This is a genomic window from Veillonella intestinalis (assembly GCF_943192895.1).
Classification (GTDB): Bacteria; Bacillota; Negativicutes; order Veillonellales; family Veillonellaceae; genus Veillonella_A; species Veillonella_A intestinalis.
On record NZ_CALPCB010000001.1, the window covers coordinates 34117 to 50358 of the forward strand.

The window sequence follows — 16242 nt, forward strand, 5'->3', positions numbered from 1 at the left end:
TTGCAATTATTGCAAATGAACTATCTTATGGGCTCATTATAGTCCTGTAATCGGTAAATAGCAATAGGTGGCAATTTCGATAAAGTGAGTGTTTATCAAGGTTTTTAGAGCATAAATTAGGCGAGTTAATTAATGGTGAATAGTAATTTGTATTTTTAATAAATGAAATTTTATATAAATTTATGAATTGCTAGCTTGAATAATATACTTGCGTATAAAATTATTTTATACTGGGCATAAGATAATTTTTGAGATAATTTCGGAGAATTTAAAGAAATTTCCAAGAAATAGAAAATTTGCTTCAAAAATAGATATTAATAAATTAGATTGTAGTTATAAAAAAGTGCGTATAATAAAATGTGAAAATTTTTCTACTTTTCTCAGCTTTTTATAAAGAGTGTAGTTAATGGGCAAAACAAAAGCATGTAATTATTCCTGAACGACCGTCCTCCTTCTCTAAAAGGAGATACGGTAGAATTAAAAAAAGATAGTCACTGCTTCTGTACGACCGTTTCTTTCCCCCCTCATAAAGTTGTATAGTTAATGAGTGGAAATAAAAAAGAGTGACAGTATTCCTGAACGACCGTTCTCCTTCTCTAAAAGGAGATACGGTAGAATTGAAAAAAGATAGTCACTGCTTCTGTACGACCTTCAGAGCTTGACTCGTAGGAAGTAAGAAGCAGTGACTATCTTTTAATTCTAACTATACGCTTTTACACTTACGCATCTTCATGTTTAGCATCTTTATGCCACCATACGATACCGTCCTGATTTGGTAACGTGCTACGATCAAAGGTTGGCTCTACAATGCCAGCTTTTTTCTGTTTGAAATAATCAAGCATAGCCACTTTACTTTGTCTAGCTAATAATAGAATGGCGGTTAAGTTGGTAAGTACCATAAAGGCCATAAACAAATCGGCTAGGTTCCATACGAGATTAAGAGAGGCAATGGAACCAAAGTATACCATTATAACTACGAAAATACGGAAAATATTGAGATATAACGTGTTTTTGGTTAAATGAGCAATATTAATTTCACCATAGTAGTAGTTGCCTACGATGGAAGAAAAGGCAAACATAAAAATAAAGATTGCCATAACACTAGGAGCCCAATCGCCTAATTGCATTGCTAAGTCATGCTGTACAAGTGCAATGCCTGTCAAACCAGAACCTTCATAGTTACCTGATACAAGGACGATAAAAGCTGAGGCTGTACATACTAAGAAGGTGTCTACGAATACACCAAAACTTTGGATAAGACCTTGCTTTACTGGGTGACTTACATCAGCTGTAGCTGCTGCATTTGGTACAGAACCTTCACCAGCTTCGTTGGAGAATAAGCCACGTTTAATACCATTCATGATAGCGGCGCCAAAGAAACCACCAGAAGTAGCATCAAAGGTAAACGCTTTGGTAAAAATAGCATAGAATACATTAGGCAATTCAGTAATATTAACAAGAACAATATAGATAGCCGTTAAGATATATACACCAGCCATAAGTGGTACTAGCCATTCGCTAAGACGAGCTACACGGGCAATACCACCGAAGATAACAAGGGCTGTTAAAACAGTAACGGCGATAGCTGTATGTTGAGGGTCGATTTGAACCGTTTGAAGGGCGCTAGCCAATGTATTTGCTTGTACTGAATTATAAATAAGACCGTAAGTAACACTGATAAGAACAGCAAAAATAAAGGCAAATACAGGGCTTTTTAGGCCAAGTTTGATATAGTACGCAGGGCCACCATGGAAGCCACCTTTTTTAGAAGGGACTTTATAAATTTGTGCTAAGGTACTTTCTACAAATCCTGTAGCGGCCCCTAAGAAGGCGATAAACCACATCCAGAAAACAGCACCAGGGCCACCAAGAACAACAGCGATAGCAATACCGGCAATATTACCAACCCCTACACGAGAAGCAGAGCTTACGCAGAAGGCTTGGAAGGAAGAGATACGATTGCCATTAGTTTTAGTTCCGACACCTTCGCCTAAGAGGCGAACCATTTCTTTCAGGTAACGAATTTGGATAAAGCCCGTGGAGAACGAGAACCAAAAACCAGCAGCTACTAGGTAGATAATGATGATATAATCCCAGAGAAAGCCGGTTATGGTGCTGATGAGAGAGTTAAACGCGTCCATACTACATTCCTTTCATGTGACGAATTAAAATATAAATAATATCTATAGAATATAAATCTATAGAATATTATACTATATAGAAAGAATGGCGTATATATCTTTGTGCGTATAGATGAGGTTTGTCTTTGAAAGTCGTGCGTGATTATTTTCCACTTTAAAGTGGCATTAACTTGAGTTTTTCCACTTATTAGTATATAATAATATAGCTAGCCGTAATGCAGGACTGGATTATGGCAGTCTTGTGGGGCTCGTGCAATGGAAGCCTGTGAATCGTGTCAGGATCGAGAGATAGCAGCACTAAGCGGTTACTTTCATGTGCCACGAGGGAACCTATGAGGCTGTCATAATCGAGTGTTGCAGCGGCTTTTTTTGCTAACTAGCGTAAAATGCGCTGTCAAATAAAAGGCAGATAGGAAAGGAGGTAAGTTATGAGTTATGTAGCATTGTATCGTAAATGGCGTCCCCAAACCTTTACTGATGTGGTGGGGCAAAAGCAAGTGAGCGAAACTTTGATGCGCGCGATTCGGGAAGATAAAGTGGCTCATGCTTACCTTTTTTCAGGGCCACGAGGAACCGGTAAAACCAGTGTGGCTAAGATATTTGCGCGGGCTATCAATTGTGAAAAAGGCCCCACAGATCATCCTTGTAATGAATGTACTTCTTGCAAGCAGATTTTAAGTGGTCAATCTATGGATGTCTTAGAAATTGACGCGGCTTCCAATCGAGGGATTGATGAAATTCGCTCATTGCGGGAAAGTGTTAAGTTCTTGCCTGTAGAAGGACGTAAAAAGATTTTTATCATCGACGAAGCCCATATGTTGACGAATGAAGCGTGGAATGCGTTACTCAAGACAATTGAAGAACCACCACCTCATATTATGTTTATTTTTGCTACCACTGAAGTGGATAAGTTACCTGTTACAATTTTGTCACGGTGTCAACGCTATACATTCCGGCGTATTACGGCTGATGATATTGCTGAGCATTTACTGCATGTAGCTACAGAAAGTCAGATTCAATTAGCCCCTGAAGCGGCGCAATTAATTGCGATTCATGCTGACGGAGGTTTGCGTGATGCATTGAGTATTCTTGACCAATGTTCTGGTATGGCCGAGGGCATGATTACTGCTGAAACGGTAGAATCTATGATTGGCTTGGTCGGTAAAGAATGGATAATGTCATTCTTAGAATATTTACGACAAGGTGATGGCGCGTCTGTGTTAGTGGCTTGTAAAAAAGCCCTTAGTGAAGGACGTGACAGCAAACAAATTATTGAGGCTCTTATTCAACATGTACGAGCTTTAGTGATAGAAAAAGTATTGCCAGAGGCAGAAGAATTAGCTTTATATGCACCGTTTAAAGAGCAATTCAATGCACAAGCAGCGGAATTTTCTGTAGATAATCTAAATTATTATGTCAAAGAATTGCAGCAAATTTTAAATGATGCTAAACGTGTAGATAATCCAAGGATTGTTATTGAAATGGGTTTATTAGGGATGTGTGCCCGTGTGCAGGTTAGTGAAGACGATGTAATCGAGCGCTTAGCTGCTGTAGAAAGCCGTTTAGATTCAGCTGATAACCAATGGAGTGCTCGGTTAGCTCAGCTGGAAAGCCAATCACCTGTTATGATGGCAGCGCCCATGCAGGGCGCTACAGTGCAGACGGCTGGTTCAGTGGCGATTAACAATACTATAGCAGAAGGAACAGCTCCCAATAGTTTGCCAGTAGGTGCAGTGCCACCAAATCATGGAGGGCCTGGAAGAGTTCCACCACCAGGATTAAAATCGCCCAAACGCTCGTCTAGTTCAGTAACAGCTGGCACTACTATTTCTGAAAATAGACCTTCAAAAGGACCTGCGGTTGGTGGGGCGTCTGCGAAGGCTACAGGACCTACGCCGGTATCTTCTGTTGAAGATAAAAATGTAGTTTTAGGAGCACATATCGTAAATCCTAAAACTTATGGTAAAATAAAATCGGATATGTTAAATTATGCCTCTAGTCGTTCGTGGAATTTAGTGAGTGGTTTTTATAAAAATGCAGAATTAATTTATGCAGATGAAAGTCGCGTTGTATTTTTATTTTCACAAGCCCCGCTAGTAGCGATTGCTGGGCATTCACAACGGCTTTATGAAGTAGAGCAGAGTGTACATCAGGCCTTAGGCTATCCAGTACAAGTTCAGCTATTTAGTAAAGTAGATCCAGAAGCTAGAGAATATTGGCAAGCTGCTAAGGATGTAGCGACTGGTGTAGCTGGTCAAAGTGCTACGCATAAAAAGGCAGAACCGCAAAGCGTAGCGCAACAACCGGTGGTTCAACCGCAGACTACACCTAAGGTAACCCCGACTAAGGTGGCGTCAGAGGCTATCGATGATTTTGGCGCAAGCCCCTCTGTGACGGAACCGACTTCTACAGTACGACCAGTAGAGTCTACTAAGACAGCGGCACCTGCAGTTGATGACTTTGGGGCGAGTGATTTTGAAACACCGCCACCACCAATCGATGAATTTGAGTCAGCTACTCCTGTAGTAGATGATTTTGGAGCTACTTCGGTGTTACCAGACAATTCTGATGCCACTTCGGCATCGGATGAAAAAAAAAAGACCGTAATAGCCACGGATTTACAGAATTTACCTAAATGGGATCCCACTCACTGTAGTCCGGAAGAATTAGATAATCCCGTACTTATAGGAGCATTGGCGCATGCGGCCGCTGAAGGTAATGATATTTATGTAGAAATTATACCTGATGATGAGGATTAATGTATAAATGTGTATGAATTAAAGGAGGAACAACAATGTTCGGTAAAGGTATGCCAAATATGGGCAATATGCAAGGTATGATGAAAAAAGTGCAGAAAATGCAAGCAGATATGCAGAAAATGCAGGAAGAATTAAAAACTAAAACAGTAGATGCATCTGTTGGTGGTGGCGCTGTTACCATTGTTATGAATGGTGAAAAAATTGTGCAATCTGTTAAAATTGATCCATCCGTAGTGGATACAGACGATATGGAAATGCTAGAAGATTTAGTGTTATCCGCAGTAAATGCAGCTGGTCAAAAAGTAGATGATATGATGGCTCAAGAAATGAGCAAAGTGACTGGTGGCATGAAATTACCAGGGATGTTCTAAAATGACCAATCCCTTAGAACGGTTAGTAGAAGAGTTGCGCCGTTTACCAGGCATTGGTGCTAAATCGGCGCGTCGCTTAGCGTATCATTTAGTCGAACTTCCTAGTGAAGACGTAGATGCTTTAGTAGCGACTATTGTACAGGCTAAGGAAGCGACTAAGCGGTGTTCTATGTGTTTCAATTTGTCAGCCCAAGATCCTTGTGAATATTGTGCTAATGATAATCGAGACCACAGTATTATCTGTGTGGTTGAAACATCCCGTGATGTGATTGCTATTGAGCGCAGCGGTGACTATAAAGGCGTGTATCATGTGCTAGAAGGCGCTTTATCACCATTAGAAGGTATCGGGGTCGAAGATATTCGGATTAAAGAATTATTAGATCGATTACGTGATGAAACGGTAACGGAAGTAATTTTAGCGACGGATCCTGATCCAGAAGGTGAAGCAACAGCCCTGTATTTAGCGCGTTTATTAAAGCCAATTGGTATTAAAGTAACTCGTATTGCTCGTGGTGTGCCAGTAGGTGGCGATATTGAATATGCAGATGAGTTAACTATCGGTGGTGCAGTTATGAATCGCCGCGAAATGTGAGGTATTTAAATGGATTTAATAGTAACAGCTGTTGTTGCTGTAGTTGTAATTTATATAATTTTTAAAGTGGCATTTTATACGGTAAAAAAAGTAGGCTTAAATTTAATTTTAGGTTATGCTGCTTTTTATGTTTGCAATAATTTCTTTCATATCCCTGTGGATATGACCGTGCTCATGTGGTTTTTAACAGCAGTATTAGGGCCAATTCCTGTGATTGTGGTGGCTCTCATGCATAGTATGTAAGGAGGCTAAGAGTCCATGGCGCAGTTAAACGAAGCCCAACAGCGTGTTGTAGCAACGTTGGACAAGAATATACTGTTATTGGCCTCTGCTGGCACTGGAAAAACGAATACCTTGGCTCACCGGGTAGCTCACATTTTACAAAGTGGGGCGGCGCAAGGCGATGAAATTCTCTGTATGACCTTTACGAATAAGGCTTGCCGTGAGATGAAAGATCGCATTCTTGCCATGGCAGGGTCAGTGGCTAAAGCTGTGGAGGTTAGTACCTTTCACAGCTTTTGTTATAAAGTGTTGCAAGAGGAAAGTAAGCGTAATGATACGCTTTATATGGATATGTCCATTTATGATGAAGTGGATTGTCAGGAATTATTAGCCCCTTGGCTGCCTATAGGAATGAAAGAGCCTGTATTTATGAATTTAATTAGTCATGTGAAAGAATATCGCTCTTTGTGGGGCTATTATACAGAGCCACCAGCTGAAGATTATCGCCGTACTATTGATCGTTTGTTTATTGAACAACGGGCAATGATGGAGCGATTTTTTAACGGACTTTCGATGAGCACATTAGCTGATTTTCGTGAAACGGGCTATGAAACTTTAGTAGGTTATGAAGAAGCGTTAGCCAATGTGCATGGTGTAGATTTTACTGATTTAATAACACAGGTACATCGCTTGTTTCAAGATGAAACGATTCGTGAGCGTTGGCGTAGTCGTTATTCTTATATTTCTGTTGATGAAATGCAAGATACCAGTGATTTAGAGGCTGAAGTGATGAAACTGCTGTGGCAGGGTAATCATATTTTGCTTTGTGGAGATTACTTTCAAACAATTTATGAATGGCGAGGTTCCAACCCAGAGCGTCTATTAGCTGAGTATAAACAAGAATTTCAGCCAGAAGTCATTGTATTCTATGAAAACTATCGAGCTAATCGTCAATTATTTGATGCTTCTTTTGCTGTACTAAAGCGTATGTTTCCACGCTTGATTGCAGAGTTTTATGAAAAACCTCCCTTTGCTGCGACTGAGGAAGAAGGGGAGCCCATTGTAGTGCATAGAGCTCCTACGGAATGGAAAGAAGGGGCTTATATCTTTGATACAATTCAGTCGCTACCAAAAGATGCTAATGTTGGTGTTTTAGTGCGGGGCAACAAGCAGGCTCAATATTTGAGTGGTTTATTTAGGCGTTGCAATGATAATTTGCCACCAGCAGAACAGCGGCAGTTTATGATTATTGATGAATATAAATTTTTTAGGCGTCAAGAAATTAAAGATGTAATGGCTTATTTTAAATTGCTCCTAAATCCACATGATGCTATTAGTGCTAAGCGTTTAATTAAGCGTTATGTGAAGGGGATTGGGGAAGCGCGTATTCAACAGATTGAGAGTGAATCGGTTCGAACAATGGGACTTCGCCTCACTGATTTTATGGATATGCAAATTTTTGAAAGTGAGCCCTATGATGGTTTACTAAAAGGTTTGGTCGCTGGCAAGGTTATTGTTTATGATGTAGAAAGTACAGGTACAGATACGACTAAAGATGAGATTATTCAAATCGCCGCTTTTACTTTGAACCCTGATGGTTCAGAAGGTAAGGTATTTGAACGTTTTATTCGACCAAGTAAGCCTGTGGGTGATTCAGAATTAGTGCATGGGTTTAGTGATGACTATTTAGCTGAACATGGTGAAGAGGCAGCTACTGTATTAGCTGAATTTAAAGAATTTACTAAGGATGCTATTATTGTGGGGCATAATGTAAATTATGATATCAGCATTTTTACGAGTGAACTGCAACGTCATAAGTTAGGTACGCCTCAGTTTGCTGGCGTATATGATACATTAGATATTTATCGTCGTTTTTATCCACGGTTAGCCAATCATAAATTAGGTTTTTTAAGTGAAACTTTCCCTATTAATTACACTCCAACCCATAATGCGATGGATGATATTCGCGCAACGGCACGACTTTTGTTGTATGCGATTAAAGAAAATATTGAACCGACAGCTGATCAGCGTAGAGCGTTAATTAGTAATTTTAAAAATGCCTTTGCTACGATGGCATCACAAATGGCTACATTACGTCGTAAAATTGTAACCGATAAGCCATCTCAATTGTTGGCTTACATTATGAATGATATGGGGGTACTGGCCCATTATACGGAGCGAAAAGAGCATGAGCGTGTGGAATATATTCGTGATTTATATCGTCTTATGGTAGATTTAGAAGGGCAAGATAATCACTTAGCAGGTCGTGAATATTTACAGCGCATGTTAGAGCAAGCAGCGTTAACGGCTGGTGAACCGGATCAGCGCTTGAAGAATAATGAGAGAATTCCTATTATCACAGTTCATCAGGCTAAGGGCAGCGAATTTGACTATGTGTTTTTAGCTGGCTTACGAGAAGGTGTATTCCCTAGCTTTTTAGCCCTAAAAGAGGGTAAATTGTCCGAAGAACAGCGTTTATTTTATGTCGCAATTACTAGGGCAAAACAGCGTTTATTTATTTCATATGCTACTACTAATGATCGCGGGAAACCTTGCAAAGCGAGTGAATTTTTGCAGTATTTACCTAATAATGTGGTATGGGAATAAGTCTGTAGTTATGCGCTGTATAGGTCTATATATATATGAAGGTAAGGAGGTGTTGTATGGCACGAAAAACATTTCGATCTGATGATGTAAATTTTTTATTAATGCCTGAGGATGTGGCATCAGGTATTACGACGGTGAGCGAATGGCTAGATGCTAAACAAATGTCACGGGCTGTGATGAAACAGTTGTTTCAGGAAAAACTAGTCTTATTAAATGGCAAAAAAACAAAGCCGACGGAATCAGTCGTATTAAGCGATGAGCTGCGGTTGCAACTACCTAAAGAAAAAATAGATTACGAGCCGATTGAAGTAGCATTGACTATTTTATATGAAGACGATGATTTGCTTATTTTAGATAAACCGGTAGGGATTACTGTTAATTCAAAAGGTCAAATATCCCTAGCCAATGGGGTTGCACAGTATTTTAAAGATAATGGTATTAAACGAAAAGTTCGCTTTTTAAATCGTTTAGATAGAGATACGTCAGGTTGTATTGTCGTAGCTAAAAGTGCATTAGCACAAAGTTTTTATCAAAAACAAATTGAAGATCAGCGCTTTGAAAAGTGGTACACTACAACAGTACAAGGTCGCTTAGAAGGCGTTAATATTGTGGAACTACCGATGGGACGTAGTGAAGATGGTATTCATTATGAAGTCCGTGATGATGGTAAAATGACGCGGACGGCGTATAATGCGTTAGGTATATATGCGGAAGATGGGACGGAATTAAAATTAGTAGATAGCGAAACGTTAGATACTTTATCTGCAGCAGAACAAGCAAAATTAGTCACAAAGGTTGATGTTCGCTTATATACGGGGAAAACGCACCAAATTCGGGTGGCTATGGCTCATTTAGGTCATCCTCTAGTCGGTGATGCTCTGTATGGTTGTGAGCGACCAGGCAGAACCTATCAATTACGGGCTAAACGAGTAGTATTTACCTCTTTGCGAACCGGTCAAATGGTGACTGTGGAAGCGGATTGAGGATTACGTGTTGGAAGTAAGTGTAAAGTAGTATCTATTGAAAAAACCTCTTATTGCTAATTGCACAATTAGTAGTAAGAGGTTTTATTATGATTAAAAATCATAATAATCAAGAGTTTTTGTTATTTTTACTCTAGCTTTTTTACCTTCTTTTGTACTATAATTAACCTCGTGTTTAATTTTTAGTGTTATGTTTTAAGTTTGAAGGAGGTTTTACAATGAGTGAAGCGTTACAAGCTACGAAAGAACGATTTCTACGCTTGCAGATGCATTCATTAATTGGGATATGGATTGGCTATGCTATGTACTATGTAGTGCGAAGCAACTTCAATTTAGCCTTACCATATTTGTCGGGAGAGATGGGATTAACTAAGACACAGCTAGGTTTATTGACGAGCTGTATGTTAATTACTTACGGTCTTAGTAAAGGCTTTATGAGTGTGTTAGCCGATAAAGCTAATCCTAAGTATTTTATGGCCACAGGCCTAGCTCTTTGTGTTGTTATTAACATAGTTATGGGCTTCACTACACATTACAGTCTATTTATTGCACTTATTATTTTATTAGGATTGTTCCAAGGTATGGGTGTAGGCCCTTCGATTATTACGGTAGGTTATTGGTTCCCGCGGTCACAACGTGGTCGGGCGAGTACCATTTGGAATATGTCTCATAACCTAGGTGGTGGTATTGTAGCACCTATTGTAGGGGCTGCGGTAGGCTATTTAGGGACAGAACATTGGCGTTTAGGTACCTTTACAGTACCTGCTATGTTAGCCGCTATTGGCGTATTATTGATTTTGTATTTTGTTCGTAAACGTCCTGCTGAAGAAGGTTTGCCAACTGTTGAAGAAATGTATCATGAAGAGGCAGCTGGGCAAAAATCAGCTAAGATGGACAGCGAACGACCAGAAAATATGAATGCGTTCCACGTGTTTTATCATTATGTTTTTAAAAATCCAAATTCTTGGTATTTAGTGCTTATTGACGTATTTGTTTATATGGTTCGCTTTGGCATGTTGACTTGGATTCCACTATACTTATTAAAAGTAAAAGGCTTTAGTAAAGCTGAAATGAGTGTGGCCTATATGTTATTTGAATGGGCAGCGATTCCATCAACGATTATTGCAGGCTACTTAGTAGATAAATACTTTAAAGGCCGTATTATGCAATTGCCAATTTATTGCTTAGTCGTTATTTTTGCTTGTGTTATTGGTTATATGAATTCCAATTCTATTTTATGGGCGACTATTTTTGCTTGTATTACGGGCTGTTTAATTTATATTCCGCAATCTATGATTCCTGTACAGGCGATGGAAGTAATTCCTACTTTTGCATTAGGTTCGGCCGTAGGTTTACGTGGCCTTATGAGTTATTTAGTAGGTAGCTCTTTGGGGACGACTCTATTTGGCTTTGTTGTCGACCATTATGGTTGGGACATGGGTTTCTATACATTGCTTGTGGGTGTAGTCCTTTGTATGTTCTCCTGTTATTTATCTAACCGTGGGGTTCAAAAGATTTATAAACAAGCAGCTGAATTAAAATAGTATGTGTGATGTAGTGTGAAAAAACCTCTTATTGTTAATGTTATGTTAACAATAAGAGGTTTTTGTTTTGTAGTAAAAAGTTGTAGAAAATACAAGTTTGTGCTATTGATAGCATAAACTTGTAAAAATAAAAAGTTTTTGCTATGCGTGAAATTATGGAAGATGGTTATATATCTATCAATACTTTTTCTAGCTTAGTATAGTTACCTTTAGTATAATAAAAGCAAAGAGCTATCTATCATAATACAATTGACTAAGAGATTCACCATGAAAGGAGTCTTTATGCGCTACACTACAATTCCTACAACAGATATTAAAATATCTCCTATCACCGTAGGCTGTATGAGCTTTGGCAAAGATGTATTGGGGCAAAAGTGGAGTTTAAATCCAGAAGAAACGGAAGCTATGGTCAAACTTTCACTTGATTTAGGCCTTAATTTCTTTGATACAGCTAATCAATATGGGGATGGGACTAGTGAAGAGTATTTAGGGAGGGCTTTGAAGAAATTTGTCGCTCGTGACCAAGTGGCGATTGCTAGCAAAGTATATTTTAATGATGGTAAATTATCTAAAGAAGCGATTGCCCGTGAAATTGACGGATCTTTAAAGCGCTTAGGTACAGATTACCTCGATTTATATATCATTCATCGTTTTGATTATGAAACACCTGTAGAAGAAACACTGGAAGCGCTACATAACTTAGTGAAAGCAGGTAAAGTAAGAGCTTTAGGGGCTTCCTCTATGTTTGCGTTTCAGTTTCATACCATGCAACATGTGGCGGAGCTCAATGGGTGGACACAATTTGTAGCTATGGAAAACCACTATAATTTGTTATATCGTGAAGAAGAACGTGAAATGATTCCTCTTTGTAAGCAACAAGGGGTTATGTTAATGCCTTATAGTCCGTTAGCTGGCGGCCGTTTAGCGCGTGTTAATTGGCAAGAAAAAACAAAGCGTAGTGAGATTGATACGATTGCAAAACGTAAATATGATAGTACAGAGGAGCAAGATTTGCCAATTGTACAGCGTGTAGCGGCACTAGCGCAAACTCATGAGGTAACTATGTCACAAATTGCCTTGGCTTGGCAATGGGCGAAAGGGATTACAGCACCTATTGTAGGAGCCACTAAGGCCAGTCACATTGAAGATGCTGTAAAAGCGCTTGATGTAAAGTTAACTGGTGAAGAAATTACATATTTAGATGAATTGTATTTACCTCACAAAATGATGGGGCCTATTCCAGTACCCACTGATAAATAATGTCTATGGGTTTATTGTATGTAGAGGTATAAACAAAAGAGGTGTAACCGCAGGCAAATTCGGTTACACCTCTTTATATTTAGGGTTTAGTTATATGGTTACATGTAAAGCTTACATCATAGGTTTATATAACAGTGTATATAATAAGTATATATACACTGTTAGTTAGCTTTGTAAATTATAATACTATAAACGTGCTATTAAGCTAAGCTAGCGCGTAAGAACCAAAGTTGTTTTTCATAGTAAGCCAAGTGATCTTCCATAAGAGCCACTAAGGCAAAATTATCTTCTTCATCAGCTACACTGCGAATTTCAAGAGCTAGGTCAGACATAAGTTTGAAGTCTGCTTGTAAGATTTCGTATACTTCTTTTACGCTGAAGTTACGACCATCTAATTCTTCGATAGAAGCAATTTGTAAGTATTCAGATACACGAACTGCTGGTTCTTCGCCTTTCATTTTTAGAAGTTCGGCAACAGCATCATAGTACTCAAAGGCATTGTCATATACACTTTCAAGATATTCGTGAGTTGGTACGAATTGAGAACCAACTACATTGAAATGTAGGTTGTGTAATTTTACATTCCAAATGGCTAAGTTTGCTAAATATTTGTTTACTTCTTGTACGTTTTTCATAAGTTTTCCTCCTAAATTGACTGCTGATTGATTCTCAGCAATTTACATTACCTATTAAATCGCTTCAATCATTATGTGATTGAAATTGAATGTTTAATTAGTTGCGGATAATTGTTTTTAGTTTATAATAATTATCCGTTGCTATGTGTATATCTTAACATAGGCAATAATGAATGTCAACTAATTAATAATGATTTTCTGTTAATATTATTTTTAATTTAACTTTAGGGAATAATTTTAACGTGTAAACTCTATTTATAGTTAGATATTAATATGTACTTAAGGATATAAAAAGCCCTCATCAATTATCATAACAATTAGCTACGCCTTGCTTTTCATGTTATGAAGCATTGATAAGGGCTATGAAGATTGTATTATAATAGGATAATTTCTTAATCAATTAATGGTTAAAAGTTACTTGTGGTTAATGGTTAGCATTTTATACCAGCTGCTTTACGTGCATAAAACCAGTAAGTTAAGAAAATTGTAATGACCATAAAGACCAAGATAATATAGAAGGCAGGCATTACAGAATGATAGCTACTATAAGCCCAGCCGAATACTTTGGGAATGAAGAAGGCACCATAGGCACCGATAGCAGCTGTGAAGCCTGTAACTAAGGAGGATTGCATGCCATTGGTGAAAATATAAGGAATCATGCGGAAAGAAGCACCTGTTTCAAGGCCTGTCATAAAGAATAAAAATAAGAAGGCACTGAAGAAAATAATAAAATTATGAGCCGTTATGCCATACATAATGAATATAGCACCAATGAGCATACCTACTAAAGACCAAAGTGTAATAGTTGTGCCACTGTTAATTTTATCGGCCAGCCAACCACCGATAGGGCGAATACCAGCACCGATGAATGGGCCAAGGAATGCGCCATAGGCAAAGGGAATTTCAGGGAATTCTTTTTGTACTAATAAACTAAGGGCTACAGAGAAACCAATAAAAGCACCAAAACCACAGGTATAAATCCAAGTCATAATCCAGGTATGTTTATTGGTAAAGATACTCATCATGGAGGCAGGACTTTGTTTTGGTAATGGTAGGTTGTCCATATATTTAATAATCAGGCCTAAGGTAATTAAGATTTGAATAATGCCCACATAGCAGGTATTTTGTAAGAATAAGACCGTGCCATCTTGCATTGTTTGAGGCGTTCCAACAAAAGGGGCAAATACAGTCATGCCCATAACGATAGGTGCCATAAGAAAGATGATGGAAACACCTAAATTCCCGATACCAGCATTGATGCCTAGGGCTGTGCCACGTTGTGAACGGGGAAAGAAATGTCCGATGTTTGCCATGGAGGAAGAAAAGTTAGCCCCCGCAATCCCTAATAAAGCCACATAAATAAAGAAGGTTTCATAAGAGGTGGTCGGATCTTGTAAGGCTTGAGCAAGGCCCCATAAAGGTATGAGTAACAAAGCGGTGGCAAAGAATGTCCAGTTACGGCCTCCTAGGATGCCTGGCATATAGGTGTAAAGTAAGCGTCCCGTAGCACCAACTAGTCCAGGCATAGCTGCTAGGGTAAAGAGTTGTTCGTCAGTAAAATGAAAGCCCACGGCATTGAGTTTCACTGCTATGGTTGACCATAGTGTCCATACACAAAATGATAGTGTTAAAGCGAGTGTAGATACGATTAAGTTTTGTTTAGCAATACGTTTACCATGTTGATTCCAGAATTGTTCATTGTCAGGCTGCCACTGAGCTAGGATTTCGCGACGACTCAGTGAAGCAGTAAGGTCGGACGTAGATGACATAGATAAGCTCCTTTTCAGTGTTAATTCGTTACATTTGTTTTTTTTTTGCGTTTTAACATTTTATAGTTAAAAAAATTACTCCCCTTTGAGGAGCCTAGATTGGGAATAGGGAGTATTATTGACTATAATTAGGTGCTATAAGTTTAGGGTTCATCAATCTAGGCTACGAATAGATGATATTACTAATAGAATTGTAGGGCTTAGTAGCATCATCTATACAGGGGATGACAGGCGTAGAGTCCTTGTCTAATTGGAGTATAAGAGAAATAAAAAACCTTGTATGTGATATTTATCACGGAATTGAAAGATTGCTAAAAAATGATGAGATTCATTAGCATAAATAAAACACACATTATATAGAATCATAGAAAGACATCGATATATAGTAGTAGATATGCTATAATGAAAAAGAAAAATGCTTATAGGGAAAGGGCGTTGAAAGGGACAAATCATTGGCTGAGGTGTTACGTATGAAGTATACGTTTGAAATGGTAAAGGAGTTAAGGGCTTTTAAGGGATTAAGTGAAACTGAATTTAAAGATGTTATTAAAAGTATAGGGGCTTACAGTAAAAACTTTAAAAAAGGGGGCTACATAACATTAGCGGAGGAAGAAATTCGTTGCGTTAGTGTTATTATTAAGGGCACCGTTCATATGATGAGTGAAGATATTTGGGGAAATCGTTCGATTCTAGTCTTTATGAATCGAGGCGATTTATTTGGTGAATCCTTTGCTTGTAGTTCTAATCAAGTATCGCTAGTCAATTTTTATGCAGCGTCTGATGTGACGGCGCTCTATATTCCATTTGATAAGCTATTAGCTTTTGCGTCTAAAGATGTAGGACCCTATCGCCAGCTGGTGCAAAATATTATGACCTTAGTGGCCGATAAAAATGTACGCATTTTGCAAAAGCTTGAGATTGTTTCGAAGCGAAATTTGCGAGATAAGTTGATGGCGTATTTTTCCTATATGGCAAAGGTTTGGGGGCGTATGGAGTTTGAAGTGCCTTTAGGCCGTGTGGCGCTTAGTGAGTATTTATGTGTAGATCGTAGTGCGTTGACTCGAGAATTATCTCGTATGCGTGACGATGGTCTTATTGAATTTGAGAAGAATCATTTTAAAATATTGGTGCCTGCTGAATCCTTAACTTAGTAGACTACACAGTAGCTTTGTGAAGTTTACGCCATGAAGTTTACTCTATGAAGTTTACGCCATGAAATTTGCGCCATGGAATTTGGAGTATGGAATTTGCTGTTAGGATAGTAAAGTAGATATGAATTAGAGTCGGTGTGATAAGCACCGACTTTTTTTATTGGTTCAGTTTTATTTAATCATTTATATTAGTTTGTCCGATTGGATT

Annotated in this window: 12 protein-coding genes and 1 other RNA gene; 10 read left to right on the forward strand and 3 right to left on the reverse strand. The window is 38.5% G+C overall.

Features of this window, described 5'->3' with window-relative positions; translation table 11 throughout:
* Positions 1-719 precede the first annotated feature (719 nt).
* The gene (locus NFR27_RS00145; RefSeq protein WP_251441399.1) at positions 720-2141 is read right to left on the reverse strand and encodes an alanine/glycine:cation symporter family protein; all 1422 of its coding nucleotides are present in this window, start codon (positions 2139-2141) and stop codon (positions 720-722) included.
* 239 nt (positions 2142-2380) lie between these two features.
* Here NFR27_RS00145 and ffs point away from each other — a divergent pair.
* The 9 genes from ffs (at position 2381) to NFR27_RS00190 (ending at position 12479) form a co-directional block, all read left to right on the forward strand.
* An RNA gene (ffs, locus tag NFR27_RS00150) (signal recognition particle sRNA small type) lies at positions 2381-2480 on the forward strand.
* An 89-nt stretch (positions 2481-2569) separates the two neighbouring features.
* Positions 2570-4900, forward strand: a complete 2331-nt coding sequence (gene dnaX, locus NFR27_RS00155; protein ID WP_251441400.1) for a DNA polymerase III subunit gamma/tau — start codon at positions 2570-2572, stop codon at positions 4898-4900.
* 35 nt (positions 4901-4935) lie between these two features.
* On the forward strand, positions 4936-5271 hold the full coding sequence (locus NFR27_RS00160) for a YbaB/EbfC family nucleoid-associated protein (RefSeq protein WP_006555898.1): 336 nt from the start codon (positions 4936-4938) through the stop codon (positions 5269-5271).
* A gap of 1 nt (position 5272) precedes the next feature.
* Positions 5273-5863: a recombination mediator RecR gene (gene recR / locus NFR27_RS00165; RefSeq protein ID WP_251441401.1), complete on the forward strand. Its 591-nt coding sequence runs from the start codon at positions 5273-5275 to the stop codon at positions 5861-5863.
* Positions 5864-5872: 9 nt separating this feature from the next.
* Positions 5873-6106, forward strand: coding sequence for a hypothetical protein (locus tag NFR27_RS00170; protein WP_251441402.1), 234 nt, complete (start codon positions 5873-5875; stop codon positions 6104-6106).
* Between the two features lie 15 nt (positions 6107-6121).
* Positions 6122-8692: a 3'-5' exonuclease gene (locus tag NFR27_RS00175; RefSeq protein WP_251441403.1), complete on the forward strand. Its 2571-nt coding sequence runs from the start codon at positions 6122-6124 to the stop codon at positions 8690-8692.
* Positions 8693-8748: 56 nt separating this feature from the next.
* Entirely contained in the window at positions 8749-9675 is a 927-nt protein-coding gene (locus NFR27_RS00180) for an RluA family pseudouridine synthase (RefSeq protein ID WP_251441404.1), read from the forward strand.
* Positions 9676-9893: 218 nt separating this feature from the next.
* Positions 9894-11219, forward strand: a complete 1326-nt coding sequence (locus NFR27_RS00185) for an MFS transporter (RefSeq protein ID WP_251441405.1) — start codon at positions 9894-9896, stop codon at positions 11217-11219.
* 282 nt (positions 11220-11501) lie between these two features.
* Positions 11502-12479, forward strand: coding sequence for an aldo/keto reductase (locus NFR27_RS00190; protein WP_251441406.1), 978 nt, complete (start codon positions 11502-11504; stop codon positions 12477-12479).
* A 200-nt stretch (positions 12480-12679) separates the two neighbouring features.
* Here NFR27_RS00190 and NFR27_RS00195 read toward each other — a convergent pair whose 3' ends face one another.
* Together NFR27_RS00195 and NFR27_RS00200 are read right to left on the reverse strand one after the other, a co-directional pair.
* Entirely contained in the window at positions 12680-13114 is a 435-nt protein-coding gene (locus NFR27_RS00195) for a Dps family protein (protein ID WP_251441407.1), read from the reverse strand.
* Between the two features lie 431 nt (positions 13115-13545).
* Complete coding sequence (locus NFR27_RS00200; RefSeq protein WP_251453844.1) at positions 13546-14883, reverse strand: MFS transporter; 1338 nt, start codon at positions 14881-14883, stop codon at positions 13546-13548.
* Positions 14884-15353: 470 nt separating this feature from the next.
* Here NFR27_RS00200 and NFR27_RS00205 point away from each other — a divergent pair, with 470 nt between their 5' ends.
* Complete coding sequence (locus NFR27_RS00205; protein ID WP_251441409.1) at positions 15354-16034, forward strand: Crp/Fnr family transcriptional regulator; 681 nt, start codon at positions 15354-15356, stop codon at positions 16032-16034.
* Positions 16035-16242 lie beyond the last annotated feature (208 nt).